The 18798-nt window shown below is 70.2% G+C and carries 26 protein-coding genes and 1 CRISPR repeat array; of the genes, 24 read left to right on the top strand and 2 right to left on the bottom strand.

The window, feature by feature from the left end:
• Positions 1 to 46: 46 nt before the first annotated feature.
• From ACFP1Z_RS06750 to ACFP1Z_RS06730, 5 genes are all read left to right on the top strand, one after another.
• Positions 47 to 679, top strand: a complete 633-nt coding sequence (locus ACFP1Z_RS06750) for a hypothetical protein (protein WP_390314969.1) — start codon at positions 47 to 49, stop codon at positions 677 to 679.
• Between the two features lie 199 nt (positions 680 to 878).
• Positions 879 to 1805 (top strand): hypothetical protein, encoded by a 927-nt coding sequence (locus ACFP1Z_RS06745; RefSeq protein WP_390314968.1) that lies wholly within the window; start codon positions 879 to 881, stop codon positions 1803 to 1805.
• Between the two features lie 446 nt (positions 1806 to 2251).
• A CRISPR array of direct repeats spans positions 2252 to 2645; the repeat unit is 28 nt; unit sequence GTGGTCCCCGCGCACGCGGGGTTGGTCC.
• 182 nt (positions 2646 to 2827) lie between these two features.
• A complete protein-coding gene (locus ACFP1Z_RS06740) occupies positions 2828 to 3619 on the top strand; it encodes an NUDIX domain-containing protein (RefSeq protein ID WP_390314967.1) in 792 nt (263 codons plus the stop codon).
• A gap of 147 nt (positions 3620 to 3766) precedes the next feature.
• Positions 3767 to 4213, top strand: coding sequence for a GntR family transcriptional regulator (locus tag ACFP1Z_RS06735; RefSeq protein WP_390314966.1), 447 nt, complete (start codon positions 3767 to 3769; stop codon positions 4211 to 4213).
• A gap of 11 nt (positions 4214 to 4224) precedes the next feature.
• On the top strand, positions 4225 to 4791 hold the full coding sequence (locus tag ACFP1Z_RS06730; protein ID WP_390314965.1) for an HD domain-containing protein: 567 nt from the start codon (positions 4225 to 4227) through the stop codon (positions 4789 to 4791).
• Here the strand turns inward: ACFP1Z_RS06730 and ACFP1Z_RS06725 are convergent.
• Positions 4779 to 5252, bottom strand: a complete 474-nt coding sequence (locus ACFP1Z_RS06725; protein ID WP_390314964.1) for an NUDIX domain-containing protein — start codon at positions 5250 to 5252, stop codon at positions 4779 to 4781. The two genes, ACFP1Z_RS06730 and ACFP1Z_RS06725, sit on opposite strands and share 13 nt — an antisense overlap.
• Entirely contained in the window at positions 5249 to 6016 is a 768-nt protein-coding gene (locus ACFP1Z_RS06720; protein WP_390314963.1) for a helix-turn-helix domain-containing protein, read from the bottom strand. Before ACFP1Z_RS06720 ends, ACFP1Z_RS06725 begins: the two co-directional genes overlap by 4 nt.
• Positions 6017 to 6335: 319 nt before the next feature.
• Between ACFP1Z_RS06720 and ACFP1Z_RS06715 the strand changes: the two genes are divergently transcribed.
• The 19 genes from ACFP1Z_RS06715 to ACFP1Z_RS06625 all read left to right on the top strand — a co-directional run bounded on the left by ACFP1Z_RS06715 (position 6336) and on the right by ACFP1Z_RS06625 (position 18727).
• Entirely contained in the window at positions 6336 to 6698 is a 363-nt protein-coding gene (locus ACFP1Z_RS06715) for a hypothetical protein (protein WP_390314962.1), read from the top strand.
• A gap of 259 nt (positions 6699 to 6957) precedes the next feature.
• On the top strand, positions 6958 to 7200 hold the full coding sequence (locus tag ACFP1Z_RS06710) for a WhiB family transcriptional regulator (protein ID WP_390314961.1): 243 nt from the start codon (positions 6958 to 6960) through the stop codon (positions 7198 to 7200).
• Positions 7197 to 7574, top strand: a complete 378-nt coding sequence (locus ACFP1Z_RS06705; RefSeq protein WP_390314960.1) for a hypothetical protein — start codon at positions 7197 to 7199, stop codon at positions 7572 to 7574. The genes ACFP1Z_RS06710 and ACFP1Z_RS06705 overlap by 4 nt, the downstream gene beginning before the upstream one ends.
• A 105-nt stretch (positions 7575 to 7679) precedes the next feature.
• Positions 7680 to 7958: a hypothetical protein gene (locus tag ACFP1Z_RS06700; protein ID WP_390314959.1), complete on the top strand. Its 279-nt coding sequence runs from the start codon at positions 7680 to 7682 to the stop codon at positions 7956 to 7958.
• Entirely contained in the window at positions 7955 to 8080 is a 126-nt protein-coding gene (locus ACFP1Z_RS06695) for a hypothetical protein (RefSeq protein ID WP_390314958.1), read from the top strand. Before ACFP1Z_RS06700 ends, ACFP1Z_RS06695 begins: the two co-directional genes overlap by 4 nt.
• A 5-nt stretch (positions 8081 to 8085) precedes the next feature.
• Positions 8086 to 8820, top strand: coding sequence for an exonuclease domain-containing protein (locus ACFP1Z_RS06690; RefSeq protein ID WP_390315066.1), 735 nt, complete (start codon positions 8086 to 8088; stop codon positions 8818 to 8820).
• Positions 8817 to 9497 carry a hypothetical protein gene (locus ACFP1Z_RS06685; protein ID WP_390314957.1) on the top strand — a complete coding sequence of 227 codons (681 nt, stop codon included), beginning with the start codon at positions 8817 to 8819 and terminating at the stop codon, positions 9495 to 9497. The genes ACFP1Z_RS06690 and ACFP1Z_RS06685 overlap by 4 nt, the downstream gene beginning before the upstream one ends.
• 3 nt (positions 9498 to 9500) lie before the next feature.
• A complete protein-coding gene (locus ACFP1Z_RS06680; protein WP_390314956.1) occupies positions 9501 to 9707 on the top strand; it encodes a hypothetical protein in 207 nt (68 codons plus the stop codon).
• 102 nt (positions 9708 to 9809) lie between these two features.
• A complete protein-coding gene (locus ACFP1Z_RS06675; RefSeq protein ID WP_390314955.1) occupies positions 9810 to 10049 on the top strand; it encodes a hypothetical protein in 240 nt (79 codons plus the stop codon).
• Complete coding sequence (locus tag ACFP1Z_RS06670) at positions 10046 to 10957, top strand: DUF2637 domain-containing protein (protein WP_390314954.1); 912 nt, start codon at positions 10046 to 10048, stop codon at positions 10955 to 10957. Before ACFP1Z_RS06675 ends, ACFP1Z_RS06670 begins: the two co-directional genes overlap by 4 nt.
• Positions 10954 to 11265: a hypothetical protein gene (locus ACFP1Z_RS06665; RefSeq protein WP_390314953.1), complete on the top strand. Its 312-nt coding sequence runs from the start codon at positions 10954 to 10956 to the stop codon at positions 11263 to 11265. Before ACFP1Z_RS06670 ends, ACFP1Z_RS06665 begins: the two co-directional genes overlap by 4 nt.
• Complete coding sequence (locus ACFP1Z_RS06660; RefSeq protein WP_390314952.1) at positions 11262 to 11921, top strand: GGDEF domain-containing protein; 660 nt, start codon at positions 11262 to 11264, stop codon at positions 11919 to 11921. Before ACFP1Z_RS06665 ends, ACFP1Z_RS06660 begins: the two co-directional genes overlap by 4 nt.
• 2 nt (positions 11922 to 11923) lie before the next feature.
• A complete protein-coding gene (locus ACFP1Z_RS06655; protein WP_390314951.1) occupies positions 11924 to 12421 on the top strand; it encodes a hypothetical protein in 498 nt (165 codons plus the stop codon).
• Positions 12421 to 13038, top strand: coding sequence for a plasmid transfer protein TraA (traA, locus tag ACFP1Z_RS06650; RefSeq protein WP_390314950.1), 618 nt, complete (start codon positions 12421 to 12423; stop codon positions 13036 to 13038). The genes ACFP1Z_RS06655 and traA overlap by 1 nt, the downstream gene beginning before the upstream one ends.
• A 43-nt stretch (positions 13039 to 13081) precedes the next feature.
• Positions 13082 to 15130 carry a plasmid transfer protein TraB gene (gene traB, locus ACFP1Z_RS06645; protein ID WP_390314949.1) on the top strand — a complete coding sequence of 683 codons (2049 nt, stop codon included), beginning with the start codon at positions 13082 to 13084 and terminating at the stop codon, positions 15128 to 15130.
• A 416-nt stretch (positions 15131 to 15546) separates the two neighbouring features.
• Entirely contained in the window at positions 15547 to 16479 is a 933-nt protein-coding gene (locus ACFP1Z_RS06640; protein ID WP_390314948.1) for a bifunctional DNA primase/polymerase, read from the top strand.
• The gene (locus ACFP1Z_RS06635; protein ID WP_390314947.1) at positions 16476 to 18338 is read left to right on the top strand and encodes an ATP-binding protein; all 1863 of its coding nucleotides are present in this window, start codon (positions 16476 to 16478) and stop codon (positions 18336 to 18338) included. Before ACFP1Z_RS06640 ends, ACFP1Z_RS06635 begins: the two co-directional genes overlap by 4 nt.
• A gap of 3 nt (positions 18339 to 18341) precedes the next feature.
• Positions 18342 to 18524, top strand: a complete 183-nt coding sequence (locus ACFP1Z_RS06630; RefSeq protein WP_390314946.1) for a hypothetical protein — start codon at positions 18342 to 18344, stop codon at positions 18522 to 18524.
• The gene (locus ACFP1Z_RS06625; RefSeq protein ID WP_390314945.1) at positions 18521 to 18727 is read left to right on the top strand and encodes a helix-turn-helix transcriptional regulator; all 207 of its coding nucleotides are present in this window, start codon (positions 18521 to 18523) and stop codon (positions 18725 to 18727) included. Before ACFP1Z_RS06630 ends, ACFP1Z_RS06625 begins: the two co-directional genes overlap by 4 nt.
• The last annotated feature ends 71 nt before the right edge of the window (positions 18728 to 18798 follow it).

The raw sequence follows: 18798 nt of genomic DNA, 5'->3' as shown, positions 1-18798 counted from the left end.
GCGCTGCCCCGCAGGTCAGACTCCACGATCGCGAAGGGATGCCGACATGAGACGCAAGAGATTAGGGCTGCCCCGGGTGCTCTCGGTGCTCGCGGTAGCGTTCGCCACCTCCGTGGGCGTCACCACGGGGGCGACCGCCGCACCACCGTCCGACAGCACCTCGGGGCACGCTGCGACGGCGACGCAGACGATGAAGTACGTCACCGTGGTCGATGTCGTCCCGGCAGGGCAGCAGGTGCAGATCAAGCTCGCTGACGGCAGGAGCCTCACGATCTCGCGCGAGGCGTACGAGAAGGTCAGCAAGGACTGGGAAGCCAAGCACGTGGTCCAGCGCGGCACGCTGGTACCCCCGACGACTCTCCCCGGCGACTGCGGCTCGTCCTGGGTGACCATCGGCTTCCAGAACACGAACTCCAGGCCGTACCGGATGAACACCGGGTTCACCACCGACAGCGCGGCCACCTCGTACGACTGGTGGGTGCGCATCTACGGGCCCGGCGGCTACTACTACGGGTACGAGTCGAGCGGCAGTCTCTTCTTCCGGCACAAGTGGAACGGCGGCCACACAGGCGACGGGCCGCGCGGAAACTGGGAAGCTCACCTCGACACTCAGTCCTGGGCCGTCACGACCGCCGGCGTGTGCAGCTCGGCCGGTCCCATCGACTTCCAGTACCTGTGAACCCGGGCTGACCCGGCCAGTGCGGAGCGGCGCCGTTCTTGACGTTGCTCCGCACCCTTCCGCCGGGTGCCGCCCCGCTGCGACACTCCGGCCCATGCGGCACACCAGCGGCCAACACCCGGGCCGCGACCCCGACTCAGCGTTACGAGCCCTGGTCGCGCACCCGCCCTTCCCCGTCCACGGCTTGCGTGAGCCGACCGTGACCCCTGCAGCCCTCGCCGAGGCCCATCGGGTGGGCGGGCGCTGGATATCGGTGACCCTGGCGTACGGCCAATGGGACAGCTCTGCAGGGCCGTTCGTGGCCGTCACCACTCTCGCACCGGACGACCGGTCGGCCCAAGCTGACCCCCGCAGCGCCTTGACGGCGGCCGTCGAGCTGGAAGAGGAGCGGTACGCCTCTCTCAACGACGAGCAGCACCCGGCCGCTTCTGGCCCTGTCGACATCTCCGAGGCACGCGTCCGCTGTGACTCCACGCCGGCAACCGCCGCTCTGGGACGACGGGGTGCCCTATGGGCGCTCGTACTCGACCTGGACAGCCAACGACTCGTCGCAGTCGGCAGCGGAGTCGAACCCGAGTCTGTCGCGGTGGGGCAGGTCCAGGACCTCGATCCGTTCCTGCAGGGGCGCAGCACCCTGCTGCAGCGCATGACGGAAGCCGTAGAGCACTCCGCAGCACCGCGTCCACAGCCTGATGTCGCCGGTGGAGCAGTTCGAGCGCTGGCCATGGCATACAGCTCCGGCGAGCCTGCAGCAGAGCGGCGCAGCACGCTCTGGGCGGCTGCTGTCGACGAACTCACCAGTCGGCCGGGAGAGTCCGCAGATAGGGCTCGTCAGTTGGCGACATCCATGGTCAACCACATCGTCCATCTCGCCCAACATGTGCCTTGGTTCTCGGCGGACCCCACCCTGCGCGCAGCGGCGGTCGGTGAGACAGCCGACTTCGCCACCGGCCGTGTGGACGTGCCGAGCCACGCGGCCCAGCGAGCCTGGGACGAGTACTGGCACGCTCACCCGAACCAATCCGACGCCACCCCCGACGCTCGACGAGCAGAGCCGGCCCACCTCACGGACATCCTGCTGCCGCGCTGGATCGAGGCCTGGAACACCTGGCGCGAGCGACGCTGACCCTCCCGGGCGGTGCGACTCAGCACGGGGAACCTGGACTTTCTGGACCCCTCTACGCGTGCGCGCGCGTTACGCGCGCGAGCTGAGGCATCAGCGGAACACCAGCTAGCGGCCATACACGCTCTCGTACGAGGCAGAACCACCCAACGGTGCGTTCGTCGACGATCTGCGTGAGGGCATCCCGCGGTTCGCTGTCCACCAAGCCGGGGGGAGTCTGCCGCACGATGAGCTCCGCAGCCACCAGGACGTCGCCGGGGGCACAGCCGTGGTCTCCCAGGCCTTCACGGATGGGGGGCGTGGTCCCCTCTCCCTGTCCGGACTACGATCTGCGTATGGAGGGGATGTTGGGTGGGATGTGTGGCGCGTGGCGAAAGTCTTCTTTGCCGGGTTTCCTGGAAGTGAGTAAAAACGGGGCCTGGGCGAGATGAATGCCCAGGTCGTGGCCTGTGGTCCCCGCGCACGCGGGGTTGGTCCCCACCGGGCTTTCGCCGTTTCTGGCGAAGTCTCGTGGTCCCCGCGCACGCGGGGTTGGTCCATGGAATGGCCCACCAGCACCAGGGGCCCCTCGGTGGTCCCCGCGCACGCGGGGTTGGTCCCAGCGAGATCTCGGCACGCCTGCACAGCGAGACGCGGTCCCCGCGCACGCGGGGTTGGTCCCTGGGCGAGCGCACTCGTGCGGCCGCCCTCGCGGCGGTCCCCGCGCACGCGGGGTTGGTCCCCGGGCCCGGGTCTCCACCGTGACCCCGCCCGTGTGGTCCCCGCGCACGCGGGGTTGGGCCCGAAGTAAGTTCAGTAAGTTCGGTACGTTCTGAGTGGTCCCCGCACACGCGGGGTTGGTCCCGATCAGGCCCTGACGTTGGAGTGTTAGCGTGACGTTTCCCGCGTGTGCGGGGGTGATCCCAAGCTCATCCGCGCTGCCCCCATCTTCGAAGTGTGGTCCCTGCACGCGCGGATGCGCCGGAACTAGAGACGGTCGATACGCCGGTCCGTGCCAATGAGCTGAGCGGGAGTGTGTTCGGGGGATGGGTCCCAAGTCCACGAAGGTGTACAACACGATTCGCGCACGGGTCGCATCGGGGGAGTTCGCCCCCGGGGACAAGCTCCCATCGGAGCGGGCGCTGAGTGAGGAGCTGGGCATCGGTCGCACCGCCCTGCGGCAGGTCCTGGCCCGGTTGCTTGCCGAGCACGTGCTGGAAGTACACGGACGCAGCTCTTACCGGGTGCCGGCGCGGCCCGTGAGTGTTGCCTCACCGGGTGAGTTGGAGCCGTGGCGGATCCACGGGGAGAGAACCGTCTACGACAACCGGTGGGTGCAGCTGGCCCTCGTCGATGTCGAGCCGCCGGGCGTCGAGCGATTCGAGCATCACGTCGTACGGCTGCAGCACGTCGCGATCGCGGCCGTGCTCGACGACCAGGACCGGGTGCTCATGCTCTGGCGGTACCGCTTCGTGCCGGACGCCTGGGGCTGGGAGCTGCCGGGCGGGATCGTGGACGAGGGCGAGGAAGCGCTCGGGACTGCCCTGCGGGAGGTCGAGGAAGAGACCGGCTGGCGGCCGGCGGGGCTGGAGCACGTGGTGACCTATCAGCCCATGGTCGGCATGGTGGACTCACCGCACGAGATCTTCGTCGGGCACGGTGCGAAGCGGATCGGCGATCCGACCGACGTCGAGGAGGCCGGCCACATCGCCTGGGTTCCCCTGGCGGACATCCCCAGCCTCATGGCACGCGGCGAACTCATGGGCTCGGGGACTCTCGTGGCCCTTCTGCATGTACTGGCTTCTCGTGGGCGCGGTGCTGCTGCAGCCGTTCCATGAGCCTGTGTGGGTGAGCTGGGTGTGCGGGAGGGGAGCTCCTGACCACTCCTTGGAGAGCGAGCAAAAACGCTGCCTTGCGCTGGCAAACGCCCAGTCGACGCTTGTGGTCCCCGCGCACGCGGGGGTGATCTGAACGAAAGGAGTCTCGTGTCTGCACCGAATCCGCGTGGGACATACCTGCGGATCGCCAATGCCCTGCGGCATGGGCTGGACGCGAAGGTGGGACAGCGAGGGCTGCCCTCTGAGGCGGACCTCATGCGTGAGTACGGTGTCTCGCGTACCACTGTCCGGCGTGCCCTGCACGTGCTCGCGGCGGAAGGGCTGATCGAGTCGCGGCCTGGCATTGGCTGGACGGTCCGCGTTGGCACCGGTATGCCGCCGCTTGTCGACCGGGTGCGCGCGGAGCTCGCTGCAGGAGGCTTCAAGGTCGGTGGAGTGTTTCACTCAGAGTCGTCCCTCTGCGAGCGCTTCGGCGTCTCGCGTTCGGCCCTTCGGAAGGCCTTGGGTCAGCTGGAGGGCGAAGGTTTCCTCGAATCCGTACACGGCAAGGGCCGGATCGTGAAGGCTCTCCCGCCGGCGGCTGGCACCCCGTAGGGTCGCTGCACATGGAACTCATCACCTGGGCCCACGAGCTTGCCGAGTCTCTGCTGGCTGAGCCGCTACCGCGTCGATGGGCGCATTCCTGCGGCGTGCAGGAGCGGGCTCGTGGTCTTGCTCCTGTCTTGGGCGCCGACGCGGAGTTGCTGGAAGCCGCCGCCGTGCTTCATGACATCGGGTATTCGCCGCAGCTCGTCGCGACCGGCTTCCATCCACTCGACGGAGCCCGGTTCTTGCGCACCGTTGAGCACGCGGATGAGCGCATCGTGCGGCTCGTCGCTCATCACTCCTGTGCGCTGCTGGAGGCGGAGGAGCGAGGGTTGCGGGGTGAGCTAGAGGCCGAGTTCGATTTGGAGCAGCCGCATTTGGTGGACGCACTGCTGTACAGCGACATGCACACCACTCCCAATGGAGGCCCTACGACGTCTACTGACCGTGTCGCCGAGATCGTCGGCCGATACGGCTCGGAGAGCATCGTCGGACGTTTCATCCGGCGCGCTGAGCCCGAGATCCACGCGGCCAGCAGACGCGTCAATCGTCGGCTTGCCGACATCGGTGCTCCTCAACCGATGTAGGGCCGATCTCGCTGTTCATCGAGGCCGTGATCGATGCGGAGGCGCATCGACGGGTGAATGTCCAGGAATTCCAGGTCAGCCGGGAGTACCCAACGGACCTCCTTGGACTCGCTACTTGTCCGGAGTTCGCCACCGATCGGACGTGCGCGGAAGCAGATGGAGAACTGTTGACGGACCTCACCGTCGTCGTACGCCATGACGTGCCCGGGGTCGGTGTAGAGACCACTCACCTCCAGGACCTCGACGCGGATGCCCGTCTCTTCCTCAACCTCACGCACTACCGTGTCCTTGATGAACTCGCCGATGTCGTGACCGCCGCCTGGGAGAGCCCAGAGATCGTTGTCAGTCTTGTGGATAAGCAGCACGGCACCAGCTTTGTTGCGCACTACTGCGGTCACCGACGGGACAACCGAATTCGCCGTTGGCGCCTGCGGGTCGTGAAAGTAGTCGGTCCGGCTCATACAGTCGCTCCCAGGCCATGAGGACTGCGGATCGTGCGAGCCCCCTGCCAAACACGTTCAATACTCTCGGCGTACGAGTCGAACAACTCGCCACCCGGTATGCGGGTCAAGTGCAGTACTGGGGCCAGGTAGGCGCCAATGCCATAGATATGCCCATTGGCGGCAAGCTCGTCGTCAGACCGATAGAGCGAGTTGTAGAGCGTCGTGGTGTGCAGGCGAAACTCGACACCCGGCAGGCCGAATAACGGAGTGTAGTTGACCAGCGCATTCCTGACCTTGCTGGCCATGCTGGCGCCAATACCTTCGTCCTCCCCGCGTTGGGCGACTGCAGGGCACTCGGGGTCGCCCAGCATGAAGCGGACTGAGACGCCAGCGGCTGATTTTTCCCGGACGACCTTGATGAATGCTGGGTCTTCGCTCAGCCAGAAACCTGAGTACACCAGGACGTCGAAGGTGTGCGTTGCCTTGGCATATAGCCCCGGCCAGAAATCCCTTGGCACGACGGCGCGGTGAGGATACAGCCTCACCAGCTCCGCCTGCCCTGCTTCACGTACCTCGTCAGTCGTCCGCTCGTCCGGCCACAGATAGGAGATGTCGCGCTGGAGCAGGTTCGCCAAGGCGTACTGCGACCGTCGGTACGGCTTTCTCCCGTCGATGTTGATCCATCGGTCGACCGTCTTCGGGTCCACCCCGATCTGTATCGCCACCTGATCAACGGTCATGCCGCGTGCCACGATCGCACTGCGCAGGCGCTCGTTCGCCATGCCGCTCTCCCCGAGGAAGGACGCCTTGGGACGACTTGCACGGTACTGAAACGTCCGCCAACTCGTCCACCACGTGGGTGACTTGTCGTCGCCGCCACCGCGAGCCTTGTGCTTGCGCAGACATCTGATCCTGCGGAACCAGCTTGCGAAGAGGGCTTGACGACTGCTCGTGTCTCATCCACATTGAGATACAGGTACTACATGTCTCGCTCGCTGAGAGGCATGCGAAAGCCCCGCGTGCGTTGGTTCCGGAGGTGCGGTCTCACCGTCCGGTCCCCGCAGCGGGGCTCCCACATCAGTCCTGTTCTAAGGAGTACTGATGCTCAATCAGCGTATGCCCTTACCCAAGTGCTGTCCCGCCCCGGTGCCGTCGGTGTCCGAGCTGACGGCGGCGCTCGCGGTGGTGTCGGCCTTCCTGGACGGGTTCGAGGGGCTGCCGGCCCCGTCGGTCACCGTCCACGCCGACGCCGTGGGGATCCAGTTCGCGCACATGCCGGCGGGCGAGATGTTCCCGGCCGTGGCGCGTCTGGCGCGGCTGCTGGGCTCGGAGGCCCGCCTGAGGCCCGTCTCCGACAGCTGGCACTTCCAGGCCCGTGGGCAGTTGCGGGGGCTGGAGGTGTCGGTGTTCGCGGCGGTGGACATGGCCACCGACCCGGTGCGTGCCGGTGGGGCGGTCGCGTGATGTCCGCTGTCGTCGGGTACGACCGGCGTCCGGTGTGCGGGACGGTTGCCTGTCCCCGGTGCGGGTGCAGGGTCTATGTCTCGCGGTGCCGGACGGCGGCGCGTGAGATGTGCGGGTCCTGCGGCTGTGAGTGGCCGCCGGCCGCGCGGGTCGAGCGGGCGGAGGTGCGGTGATGGCCATCCGTGCCTGCAGGCGTCCGCACCTGCGGACGGTGAGGCCGCAGCCGTTGCCCGGCCGCCATGGCGGGGGTGAACGGCCGGTGCTCGGTGCCGACTTGACGGTGCTGGAGCACGCGGTGTGTGCCGAGGTCGACCAGGACCTGTTCTTCGACAGCACTCCGGCGGCGGTCGAGCTCGCGAAAGAGCTGTGCGCCCGCTGCCCGGTGATCGAACGCTGTCTGAGGCGGGCCCTGGACGACAACGAGCGCTACGGCGTCTTCGGCGGGCTGACCGCCGAGGAGCGCCAGGCGCTGCGGCGCCGGGAGCGGAGGCGGACGGCATGAGCGCGTTCCTCCCGCCCGACTCGTCCGTGCCGCACGGCCAGGCCCCGGTCACGGTCGTCTTCGACGCCTGCGGGCGCCAGGTCTTCCCCGCCCCGCCGCCGGTACCGGGGTTCGGTCACCACTGCGCTGTCTGCAACTGCTCGCCCGCCGGGCCGGGTGCGCGGGCGGCGGCGCGGTGGTCGCCCGGTGCGGCCGTGGCCGCGGGCGCGGCCGGCGCCCTGGTCGTCGGCACGGTCCTGGTGGCCCTGCTGCTGTCCGTCGCCTTGGTTGCGGTGGCGGTGGCGGTTGCCGCGCTGTCCCTGACGGTCGTCGCGCTCGTCGTGCGCTCGATGCTCAGCAGCCCGCACCCGGGCCGCCAGCAGCGCCACCGCTGACCTCCTCCTCCCCCTTCCTTCCTCTCGTCGCTGTCGGGCACGCGCCGTGCCGTGCTGCCCGTCCGTGCCCGACAGCCCCTTATTCCAAGGAGGTTGAGCCTCGCCATGGCTCCGCCCACTGTGAAACGCCCGCCGTCGGCGGCACACGAGATCAAAGACCTCCGGCGCCGGCTCGCCGTGCTGCGGCGTGAGCACGCCGGGCTCCTGGCCGCCGCGCGGGCCGCGGTCGGCGCGTACTACGACGGCGAGCCCGAACCCCTGGCCCCCGTCATCGACGCTCTCGACGAGCTCCGGGCCCTGCCCGAGTACCTGCCCCGCCTGACCGGGGCGGCCGAGGCCGAACTGGCCGGTGCCGGGCCGCTCGTGGGGAGGCGGCTCGCGTGAGCGCACAGACCCGCTGCCACGTGTGCGGCTGGCGCCGCACCTACCGCAGCCAGAAGGCCGCCGCACGGGCCGGCCGCTCCCACGTCTGCCAGCCCGCCACCCCGAAGGGAACCCGGACGTGAACGCCCTGACCTGGCCGGTCGGCCGCATGGCCGCCTTCGACACCGAGACCACCGGCACCGACTGCCACCACGATCGCATCGTGGCCGCCTCCGTCGTCACCGTCGGCGGCGGAGCACAACCCGCCCGCCAGGACTGGCTGCTCGACCCCGGGATCGACATCCCGGCCGCCGCCACCGAGGTCCACGGCATCACCACGGAGAAGGCCCGTGCCGAGGGCACCGACCCGGCGACAGCGATCACCCGGATCACCGAGATGCTGGAGTCGCTGCTGCAGGACGGTGTGCCGCTGGTGGTCTTCAACGCCCGCTTCGACCTGACCCTGCTGGACCGCGAGTGCCGCCGGCACGACCTCGTCCCGCTCGCCGTGCGCCTGCCGCGCGGCGAACTCGCCCCGGTCATCGACCCGCTGGTCATCGACAAGCAGGTCCAGCCCTACCGGCGCGGCTCCCGCAGGCTGCGGGACGTCTGCGCGCACTGGCAGGTCCGCCACGACGGCGCGCACAGCGCGGCCGCCGACGCGCTCGCGGCCGCACGCCTGGCCTGGCGCCTGGGCCACGTCTACCCCCGCCTCGGCGCCATGGACCTGCACCCCCTGCACCAACTGCAGGTGACCCGGGCCGCCGAGCAGGCGGCGAGCCTGCAGGCGTACCTGCGGCGCAAGGACCCCACCGCGTACGTCGAGCCCGCCTGGCCGTACATCCCCCACACCCCCAGCTCTCCTGAAGGAGCCGCACCATGACCACCCCGACCGGCCTCCGGACCGCGGGCTTGCGGCAGGCCGTGACCAGGGTCCTGCCGCACATGGACACCGCAGACGTCTTCCGCCTCGACGGGCTGTTGCTCGACTACGACGGGACGAGCCTGTTCGCGGTGGCCAGCGACCGCTACACCCTCGCGGTTGCCGCTGTGACGGTGCACAACTCCTGCGAGTCCTGCGAGCCGTGGACGGTGTTCCTCGACGGCATCGAGGCCAGGACGCTGGCCGAATTCCTCAACCGCACCGGCTTCCACGAGACGGTGACGATCGGCCCCCGCCCCGCCCGTTACGACGACGAAGTACCGACGGTACGGGCCACTTCACCACACGAGAGCATCGACCTCGACACCGAAGAGTGGGAGAACGACCTCTTCTGCTGGCGTGCGATCGTGCGCACGCACCTGGCCGGCCCGGGAGCCGGCCCTGTCCTGCTGAACCCGGAGCTGCTGGACCGGTGGAGCATCCTCGACCAACCCGCCTCGGTACGGCTGCCCGGCGAGCACGGAGCAGTGACCATCACGGCCGAGCACTTCCTGGGACTGCACATGCCGATCCGGCTCGGATCGGGCTATCGCGGTGAAGAACTGGACTGGTGGCGGTCCGTCATCGACGCGGACCGGCCCCACGACGACACCGACACGGCCCGAAAGGCGGGCTGACTCATGGCCTTCCCGCTGCCCGAGGGCGTCACCGTCATGGACCCCGCCATCCGCTACGGCCGTTACTTCGCCGTCGGCGCGATCGGCTTCGGTGAGCTCGTCGTCCGCTGGCACGTGTGGGACACCGCCGGCACCTACGCCGGGTTCGCGACCACGCCGGAGCTGATCGGCCTGGTGATCGCCCGCTACGAGCGCGAGAACGACCTGTAGCCCCCTGCTGCCCGCCCGGCGTACCGGACCGCCGAGCCCGTGCCGGGCGGGCCTCATCTCCCCCTTCTTTTCCACTCTTCTCCTGAGACGGAGGCCCTGCTGATGCACTCGACTGTGCTGGCCGCCGCGTCCGCGCCGGTGGTCACGGTGTCAGTCACCCTGCTGCTGATCGTCGTCGGGATCGCGCTGTGCGTGTGGGTCGGGCACCGCTGGTCGACCCTGCTCCTCGGCCTGCTGATCGGCCTGTTCCTGACCGGTACCAGTGTCGCCGAGGGCACCAAGAAGGCCGTCAGCACCGTGGCCACCACCACGGTCCACGCGCTCTCCGAGGCCGTCCAATGACCGCCCGCACGGCCACCGAGGTGACGGTCCGTCGGGACTGGCTGTCGGAGGCCGGCATGGGTGCCGTCGGGCTGGCGGCGGCCGCGTCGTCCTATGCCGCGCTGCAGGATCTGGCGTTGCGTACGGGCTGGTGGCCGTGGCTGTCGTGGCTGCTGCCGCTGACCGTCGATGCCTACGCGATGACGGCCGTACGGATCTGGCTCGGCCGCGCCACCCGCAACACCACCGCCCGCACGTGGGCGAAGGCGAACGCGATCGGCGGGATCGCCCTGTCGGTCGCCGGGAACGCCGTGGACCACGCTGCCGCGGCAGGGGTGATCGCGGTGTCCTGGCCGCTGATCGTGGCGGTCTCCGCGATCCCGCCGGTCGTCCTCGGCCTGCTGGTCCACATGGCACACCTGCGCGGCCTGCCCCCCGCCGACACCGGCAGCGGCACCCCCGCCCACGGCGAGTCCGCCGAGCCCCGGCAGCCCGCAGCCGACGACCGTCCGGCCACCGCGCAGCAGGCCTCCGCCGCCGACACGACGGCACCCCTGCCGACCGTCCCGCCCCCGCCCCCTGCCGTGGTCCGGACGTCGAAGCCCCGGCAGCCCCGCCGCCGCACGCCCGCCGACACCGGGCAGCGCAAGGCCCTGCCGCCCGGCAGCACTGACGAGGAGCTGATCGCGGCAGCCCGGCAGCGCATCGCCGAGGAGGGCGAGGCCTCGGCGACCTGGCTGATCAAGACCTTCGGCATCGGCACCGGCCGCGCAGGCCGCATCCGCGACGCCGCCGCCCAACTCCCGGCCCCGGCAGCCCCGCTGGCCCTGCTCCCCGGCACCCCGCCCGCTGTCGACCTCACCAAACACCGCACCACCGAATCCACCACCGAATCCACCACCGATTCCGCAGAGGAGTCCGCCGCATGACCATCCGCGCCCAGTCCACCCGCACCACCGGCGTCTTACGCGGCACCGCTGCCGCCGTGGACACCCTGCTGTCCACCTTCGGCTTCCTGATCCTGCTGATCGGCGTCGACGGCGCCCTGGGCAGCAACGTCTTCGTCTCCCCGCAGGACCACCCCAGCCCCTACCTCTTCACCGCCGTCGGAGCGGGCTCGCTCGCCGCCGCCCACGGCATCAGCACCCTGCTGCGCAACCTGGCCCACCGCGCCGAGACCCGTCCGGCCGCTCTCCTGTCGTCCGCCGACACCTCCCGGAAGGACGAGGCCCGATGACCGCCCTCGTGCAGGCCCTGCCGATCGCCGCACCGCTGGCCGGCTGGGCAGCCCACGCCCTGTACCTGGCCCGCCGCCTGCGCACCGCCCGCACCGACCCGCTGACCGGGCTGATGTGCCGCGACGAGTTCACCGTCCGCGCCCGCCGCGCTGTCCGCCACCCCCACGCCGTCGTGGTGCTGCTGGACCTGGACGACTTCAAGTCCGTCAACGACACCTACGGGCACGCCGCCGGCGACGACGTGCTCGCCGCGACCGGCGAGCGCCTGGCCGACTGGGCCGAGTACTACGGCGGGTTCGCCGCCCGGCTCGGCGGTGACGAGTTCGCCGCCGTGATCCGCCTCGCCCCCGACACCCCCATGACCACGGTCATGACCGACGGCCTCATGCCCCAGCTGGCCGAAGTCGTCGCCGTCCGCGACGAGTTCGTATGGCCGCGGGCCTCGGTCGGCCTGTGCCGCACGGTCCACCGGCCCGGTGTCGGTCTGCCGCAGCTGCTGCGGGGCGCGGACGAAGCGATGTACCGGGCCAAGGAACTGGGCCTGCGCTGGCAGACCGCGCACTCGGTCGATGTCCACCCCACCGCGAACGGCCGCCGTACCGGCCGCCCCGGCACCTCCCGCGCCGCAACGGCCCTGGCCAGGAAGGAGAGGTGACTGTGTCCCGCAGGCATACCACCGTCCGCATCCCCCAGCAGCCGCGCTCCTGGCGCCGGCAGCCCACCCCTGTTGTGGTGGTCGTCCCCGAACAGCTCACCTGGCGCCAGCGGGCCGCCTACGCCATCGGCCACGCAGCATGGCGCCGCCGCCGAGCCTTCCTGCCCACTGCCGCCACCCTGGCCTGCTTCACCGCAACGGCCGTCGCGCACCTCCTGGCCCCGTGGCTGTGGATCCCACTCGCCCTGGTCACCGCCGCCGCCCTGGTCCAGCTCGCGTGGGCACCCGTACGCGAACCGGGCATCCGCACCCGGCGCTACGGGCTCGTGGCCATGACACTGACGGCCGGGACGTGCGCGACCGCGTCCGTCGCCTTCGGCCCGACAGCCGCACCCCTGCCGCTGCTCTGGCTGCTCCTGGCCCTCGCCGCCCACATCACCCGCCACCGGCTGCACCCGGCCGCCCGCCCCGCTGAACAGGCCCCGGAGGAGAACAGCTGATGGCCCCCACGAACGGCATGAACGGCAACTCCGGCTCCGCGCCCGGCTGGAAGACCGGCAACACGGTCAACTGGCACAAGACCAACAGCAACGGAACCTCCAACGGCTCCTCCCGGAGCGGCCCCCGCTACCGCAACACCAGCAACCAGTACCACTTCCACTTCGGCGGCTCACGCCCCGGCAGCGGTGGCGGCAACCGGAACACCGGCCAGGGCAGCGGCAACGGGGCGGGTTTCTCCCGCAACGGCCACCAGCGCCACCGGGGCACGCACAGCCCGCTGGCGGACCCGGAGTTCTTCTCCAACGCCGACATCCGCAACTACTGCGAAGCCGGCCGCGGCCTGTTCCTGCAGCTGTCCTTCGAACTCGCCACCGCCTCCGAGGTGCTGCACGCGGTCCTCAAGGAAGTCCCCGACGCCGAGGGCCAGGCATTCGGTGCGCGGATGCGCGCACGGCGCGTGTCCAGGCGGCTGAAGAAGGCCGCCGAGGACGCACGGGACACCGCCAAGAACCTGGCCGCCACCTACGCCGCCTTCCAGCGCGAGTACGACCCCGAACTCGCCCCCTACCGCACCCGGCGGCGCCCCTCGCACCGGCGCTTCGACTTCACCACCTGACCCACCCCCACACAAGTCCCGTACGTGAAGGAGGCCGACGGCCGTGCCCCCCGCCCAGCCCTCGACCGAGCAGATCCACGAAGAGCAGCTGCGCGCCGCCTCCGGCGGCGGTGGCGTCATCGAGTACCTGCTCCACCGCGTCAAGCCGCACCTGCCCCCGTGGCTCGCCGGGGCCGGCACCGGCCTGGCCGTGCTGCCCGCTCACTCCTGCTGGGCGGGCAGCACGGCCGCGACCGCCGGCCTCACCCTCGCCTCCGTCGCCCTGACCGGAGCGACCTGGTGGGCGGGCAAGACCACCACCCAGCAACGCCGCCTGCACTCCGCCATCACCGTCGCCGCGGGATCCAGCTGGTTCACCGCCGCCGCCATCGCAGGCCCGAACGCCGGACCACTGGGCGGCCTGTACTTCATCGGCGCCCCCGCCCTGGCCCTGTCCTGGAACATCCGCCAGATCATGCGCCGCAACCCCGACGCCACCCCCACCGGCAGCGACGGCGGACTGCTGGAGAAAGTCGGCCTCGCCAAGACCCAGATCACCCGCACCCACGTAGCCCCGAACAAAGCCACCTTCGACCTGCAGCTCCCGCGCGGCGAACTCACCTCCGAAGACGTCAGCAAAGCCGCCCCGCTCCTCGCCAGCGCCCTCGACGTACCCAAGAACGCCATCCGCGTCCTGCCCGACCCCGACTCCGCCTCCCGCGCCCAGCTCACCGTCGTCCCCCTCGACCTGCTCAAGAACACCGTCCCCTACCCCGGCCCCTCCCACCCCGGCGGCAGCATCGCCGACCCCGTCCACGTCGCCCTCTACGAAGACGGCACGGACGGCGTTCTGTACTTCCCTGGCGACCCCACGGCCGGCCGCAACGCCATGCACCTGCTCATCATGGGAATGACCGGCTCCGGGAAATCGGAGAGCGGCCTCACCGCACTCGCCGAGATCCTCACCCGCCGCGACGTCATCGTCTGGGCCTCCGACCCGTCCAAGGCCGAACAGATCCTCGGCCCCCTGCTCCCGGCGATCGGCTGGGCCGCCCTGGACCTGCAGTCCACCGAGGCGATGATCGCCGCCCTCAAAGCCGTCATCCCCGCACGTACGGCATGGCTGGCCAAGTACGGCTACAAGCAGTGGGTTCCGGAGTGTGCCGAGCCTCAGGCCGACGGCTCACCCGGCATGCCCTACCTGATCGCCTGGTTCGAGGAGGCCGCCAAGACCCTCCGCGAGATCGACGAGGACGCCTTCACCGGCATCGCCCAGGAAGCCCGCTCCGCCGGCATCAGCCTCGTCGTCTCCCTGCAGCGCGCCTCCCACACCCAGGTCTCCACCGACACCCGCGCCTCCCTCGGCTCCTCCTGGTGCTTCGGCGTCCGCAACGACCGCGACGCCGGATTCGCCCTTGACGACGACGTCCTCGACGCCGGCGCCGCCCCCCACCTGTGGAAGGACAAGAAGCCGGGCTACTCCTACCTCGTCGCCAACGGCATCCCCGAGACCTTCTGGGCCACCCCCGCCCGCTCCTACCTCACCCCCCGGGAATACCTCGACTGGGCCGTCCTGACCTTCGCGCCCGTCCGCGCCTCCCTCGACCCCGTCACCGCCGACGCCGCCACCCGCGCGGCCGGCCCCCACTTCACCCAGCGCACCCGCTACCCCCTCCCCGGCACCACCGACACCCAACCGGCCACGGAGGACACCATGAACAGCCACCACACCGACGACGAATTCGACGACGCCCCGGGCGACAACGCCATCACGGCCGAGCCGTACGACGAAGAAATCGACGGCATCGACCCCGAACACGAACTCCCCGAAGTCTCCCGCGTAGTTCCGCTGGCCGAGCGGGGGCCGGAGAAGCCCCGTGAACCCATCTCACCGAGCCAGGCCCGGCAGGCCATGGAAGAACTCCTCGACGAATTCGAAGCCGAAGGCCGCACCCTCATCGGCCCGAAAGACTTCATGGAGCACTGCGACCGCCACGGCCGCGCCCGCTCCTGGGTCTCCGGCCAGGTCGCCGCCTTCGTCCTCGCCGGCCGCCTCACCGAGACCAGCGATACCGGCAAGTACCGCATCGTCCGCGACGACGAAGCGGCTTGACCTGACGGCCCTGACGCGTCAGACGCGTCTGACACCCCTGACACCGCCGCACCCCTCCACCACGGGTCATACGTGCGCGCGACCCCCGTCAGACGCGTCTGACACCCCCGCCCTGACACCCCTGACACCCGCTTCCGACAGACCATGCACGTGATCGTTCTCACGCTCGTGCGACCACTCAACGGCACGCATCAGGCACCGAATTGGTCCGATTGAGCACGATTACCCGCACGCGCAGGCATACCTGAACGCCTGCCGCTCGAATTTGTTACACCCCGTCTTCCCCACCACGTGATGGCCACCTCCCCGTACTGCCGCGAGGCGTAACAGATGTCGCGCCCGGACGTACGTAAGGACACAGAACGACATAGCGGTGAGGCACCTCGCCGTTCAGGCAATCCAGAAAGCAGGAATCCATGCAGCCCACAGCGCACACAACGGAATGCGAGGACTCTCCGTGCCACGCTGCATTCACGTACGCCCTCGCGGCCGCATCCCGCGGACTCTCAGTTCTCCCCCTCACCCGGACCAAACTCCCGGCAGTACGTTCCCCTCACCGTGACGAGTCCCGCCCCCGCCGCTGCCGGGGTGAGTGCGGCCGGATCGGCCACGGCGTCCACGACGCCACCACCGAACCGGACGGCATCCGCGCCCTGTTCGCCGCCGCTCCGTGGGCAACGGGCTACGGCATAGCCTGCGGGCGGCCGCCGCACCACCTCATCGGCATCGACCTCGACGTCAAGCACGGCCAGGACGGCATCACCGCCCTCACCGACCTCGCGGACCGCCACGGCTTCACCCTCCCCGACACCGTCACCGTGCTGACACCCAGCGGCGGCCAGCACCGCTGGTACTCCGGCCCCGTCGGCGTGCGCATACCCAACTCCGTTGGCCGGGACGGCCGAGGACTCGGCCCGGGCATCGATGTGCGTGGCTCCGGCGGTTACCTCGTCGGCCCCGGCTCCCTCACCACAGCCGGCCGCTACAGCCTGGCCCCGGGCTCCCCGGATCTCCCCGCGGCCGCCGTTCCCGAGAAGCTGCTGCAACTCCTCGTACCGGACGAGTCCGTGCCGACACCACCGCGCCCGTCCACGGTCGGGGCCAGCGGCTCCCGGTCCACCGCCCTGGTGCGGTTCGTCCTGGACTCCACCCCCAACGGGAAGAACGGCACGGGTCGTAACGACCGCCTGTTCTGGGCCGCTTGCTGCGCCTACGAGACCGGCGGGCCGGACGCCGACGGCATCGCCGCCGCTCTCGTCGACGCCGCCGTACTCGTCGGTCTGCCCGAGGCCGAGGCCCGTACCACCGTCGCGTCTGCCGCCCGTACCGCGCACCGGAGCAACGCGTGAGCACACAGCACGACAGCACCATCAGCACGACCGAACTCGCCCGTCAGCTCCTGAAGGACAACGGGGTGGACCCCGACAAGAAAGGCCCCTCCCAGGCAACCCAGCTCGCAGCTCTCGCACGAGAGCGCTACGAGCTGTTCATGTCCGACGACGGCCGCCCCTACGGCATCACCACCGGCGGCCCGAACATCGCCCTCCCCTTGCGCGGAAAGGCGGGCCTGCGCTCGCAGCTCGCCCGCGTCTTCGCCGACACCAACGGCGGCACCGTCCCCTCCCAGTCGGCCCTGGCCGACGCCATGACTGTTCTCGAAGGAGTCGCTTCCATGGCAGACCCCCGCACACCCCAACTGCGCGTCGCCCGGCACGGCGAGCGCATCATCGTCGACCTGGGCACCGCCGACGGCCGGTGCGTGGCCATCGGCCCCGACAGCTGGGACCGCCTGCCCGCGTCCCCCGTCGTCTTCCGTCGCTCCGGCGCCATGAAGCCGCTGCCGGAGCCCGTACGCGACGGGGACGGCCTCGCCCGGCTCCGGGAGCTGCTGAACACCACCGACGACGGCTTCCGCCTCCTGGCCGCCTGGCTCGTCGCCGCGTTCATCCCCGACCTGCCGCACCCGATCCTCGCCTTCCGCGGCGAGCAGGGCACCGGCAAGTCCAAGGGTGCCGCCATGGTCATCGGCATCGTCGACCCTTCCGGAGCGCCCAAGCGGACCGCACCGCGCGATCTGAAGTCCTGGGCCGTGCAGGCGTTCAACTCCTGGGCCATCTGCCTGGACAACATCTCTGTCGTCCCCGACTGGCTGTCGGACGCCCTGTGCCGGGCCGTGACCGGCGACGGCATCGTCGACCGCGCGCTGTACACCGATGACGACGTCGTGGTCCTGGAGTTCCGCCGCGTGCTCGCGATGACCACGATCGACGCCGGGGCGCTCGCCGGCGACCTGGCCGAGCGGCTGCTGACCATCGAGCTGCAGCTCATCCCCGACCACAAGCGCCGCGAGGAGGCGGAGCTCGACCGGGCATACGCCGAGGCCCACCCGGCCATCCTCGCCAGCCTCTTCGACCTCTTGGCCAAGGTTCTCAAGGCCCTGCCCGACGTCGAACTCGACGAACGACCGCGCATGGCCGACTTCGCCCGCGTCCTGGCCGCCGTCGACCACGTCACCGGCTGGAGCACGCTCGACTCGTACAAGTCCACGGCGGCCGACGCGGTCGCCGATGTCCTCGACGGAGAGCCCTTCGCCCAGGCCGTCGTCGAACTCGTCGACAAGGCCGGTCCCGAAGGGGTGACGCTCACCGCAACGCAGCTGCTCGACGCTGTCGAGACACCGGAGAAGCTGCCGAAGAAGTGGCCCAAGGACCCGACCCGGGCCGGCGGCCAGCTCAAGCGCCTGGCTCCCGCGCTGCGCACGATCGGCATCGAGGTCGACGACTCCCAGCGCGGGCCCAAGCCGAAGAAGCAGCGCCTCTACAAGCTCACGGCGTCACCGGAGAGAAGGTGCGAAACAGCGTCCCCAGCGTCCCCCCAGGCCCCGAAAACTCCTGTGACCTGCACGAACAGGGGGGACGCTAGCGAACGCCCCGTAGCGTCCCCCCTCCCTGGCCAGGGGGACGCTGGGAACGCTGAGGGGGACGCTGGCCCCCGCGCAGCGTCCCCCCACGACACCGGCTCTGACCTGCCGGGATACCGACGGGGGGACGCTGGGGACGCTGGGAACGCTGAAATGCAGCACCTCTCTGATGCCGCCCCCTCCCCGCAGATGTGCGCCGCGTGCAGCACCCCGCTCGCCGACTTCCTGATCGCCTCCGGCGAGACCACCCACCCCTGCTGCGATCCCGTCCCCACGCTCGGGAGCTGACCCATGCGCATCCGCCTCCACGGCACCGAAGACGAATGCCGCCGCGCCGCCAACTGCATCACCGAGGCCCTGGACGTCCTCGACATCAGTCGCCCGTACCCGGACCGGCCGCCGAGCCGCCTCGTCCGTGTCTACCTGACCGTCGACCTGCCCACCGCCATACCGACCGCCACCGAGGGGGAATGACCACCGTGCCCCGCGCCCGCGAACCTCACCTGAAGCTCGCCGAAGTCCTCGACGAACTCAGCATGTCCCGCGCTGCCTTCTACCGCATGCGTGCCCGCGGACAGACCCCCAAGTGCATCAAGCTGCCCAATGGGCACCTGCGCTTCCGCCGCTCCGACGTCGACAAGTGGCTCAACGCCCATGAGGAGACACCCGCTTGCTGACGTTCAACGTTCGGATCTACGCGCTGGAGACCCGGCCGGACCGACCCCAGCCCTACCGCCTCCGCTGGAGA

This window comes from Streptomyces gamaensis, from assembly GCF_042656465.1.
GTDB classification, from domain to species: Bacteria; Actinomycetota; Actinomycetes; order Streptomycetales; family Streptomycetaceae; genus Streptomyces; species Streptomyces gamaensis.
The sequence above is the reverse complement of the archived record's forward strand: the minus strand, read 5'-3'. Positions and strand labels throughout refer to the sequence as shown.

What these genes read in the sequence shown, in the direction of transcription:
- ACFP1Z_RS06625 (WP_390314945.1), top strand. Translation starts at nt 18,521, where the DNA reads ATGACCACCGTGCCCCGCGCCCGCGAACCTCACCTGAAGCTCGCCGAA.
- ACFP1Z_RS06630 (WP_390314946.1), top strand. Translation starts at nt 18,342, where the DNA reads ATGCGCATCCGCCTCCACGGCACCGAAGACGAATGCCGCCGCGCCGCC.
- traA (WP_390314950.1), top strand. Translation starts at nt 12,421, where the DNA reads ATGGCCCCCACGAACGGCATGAACGGCAACTCCGGCTCCGCGCCCGGC.
- ACFP1Z_RS06730 (WP_390314965.1), top strand. Translation starts at nt 4,225, where the DNA reads ATGGAACTCATCACCTGGGCCCACGAGCTTGCCGAGTCTCTGCTGGCT.
- ACFP1Z_RS06670 (WP_390314954.1), top strand. Translation starts at nt 10,046, where the DNA reads ATGACCGCCCGCACGGCCACCGAGGTGACGGTCCGTCGGGACTGGCTG.
- ACFP1Z_RS06685 (WP_390314957.1), top strand. Translation starts at nt 8,817, where the DNA reads ATGACCACCCCGACCGGCCTCCGGACCGCGGGCTTGCGGCAGGCCGTG.
- ACFP1Z_RS06640 (WP_390314948.1), top strand. Translation starts at nt 15,547, where the DNA reads ATGCAGCCCACAGCGCACACAACGGAATGCGAGGACTCTCCGTGCCAC.
- ACFP1Z_RS06725 (WP_390314964.1), bottom strand. Translation starts at nt 5,252, where the DNA reads ATGAGCCGGACCGACTACTTTCACGACCCGCAGGCGCCAACGGCGAAT.
- ACFP1Z_RS06720 (WP_390314963.1), bottom strand. Translation starts at nt 6,016, where the DNA reads ATGGCGAACGAGCGCCTGCGCAGTGCGATCGTGGCACGCGGCATGACC.
- ACFP1Z_RS06660 (WP_390314952.1), top strand. Translation starts at nt 11,262, where the DNA reads ATGACCGCCCTCGTGCAGGCCCTGCCGATCGCCGCACCGCTGGCCGGC.
- ACFP1Z_RS06705 (WP_390314960.1), top strand. Translation starts at nt 7,197, where the DNA reads ATGAGCGCGTTCCTCCCGCCCGACTCGTCCGTGCCGCACGGCCAGGCC.
- ACFP1Z_RS06665 (WP_390314953.1), top strand. Translation starts at nt 10,954, where the DNA reads ATGACCATCCGCGCCCAGTCCACCCGCACCACCGGCGTCTTACGCGGC.
- ACFP1Z_RS06700 (WP_390314959.1), top strand. Translation starts at nt 7,680, where the DNA reads ATGGCTCCGCCCACTGTGAAACGCCCGCCGTCGGCGGCACACGAGATC.
- ACFP1Z_RS06750 (WP_390314969.1), top strand. Translation starts at nt 47, where the DNA reads ATGAGACGCAAGAGATTAGGGCTGCCCCGGGTGCTCTCGGTGCTCGCG.
- ACFP1Z_RS06675 (WP_390314955.1), top strand. Translation starts at nt 9,810, where the DNA reads ATGCACTCGACTGTGCTGGCCGCCGCGTCCGCGCCGGTGGTCACGGTG.
- ACFP1Z_RS06740 (WP_390314967.1), top strand. Translation starts at nt 2,828, where the DNA reads ATGGGTCCCAAGTCCACGAAGGTGTACAACACGATTCGCGCACGGGTC.
- ACFP1Z_RS06715 (WP_390314962.1), top strand. Translation starts at nt 6,336, where the DNA reads ATGCTCAATCAGCGTATGCCCTTACCCAAGTGCTGTCCCGCCCCGGTG.
- ACFP1Z_RS06680 (WP_390314956.1), top strand. Translation starts at nt 9,501, where the DNA reads ATGGCCTTCCCGCTGCCCGAGGGCGTCACCGTCATGGACCCCGCCATC.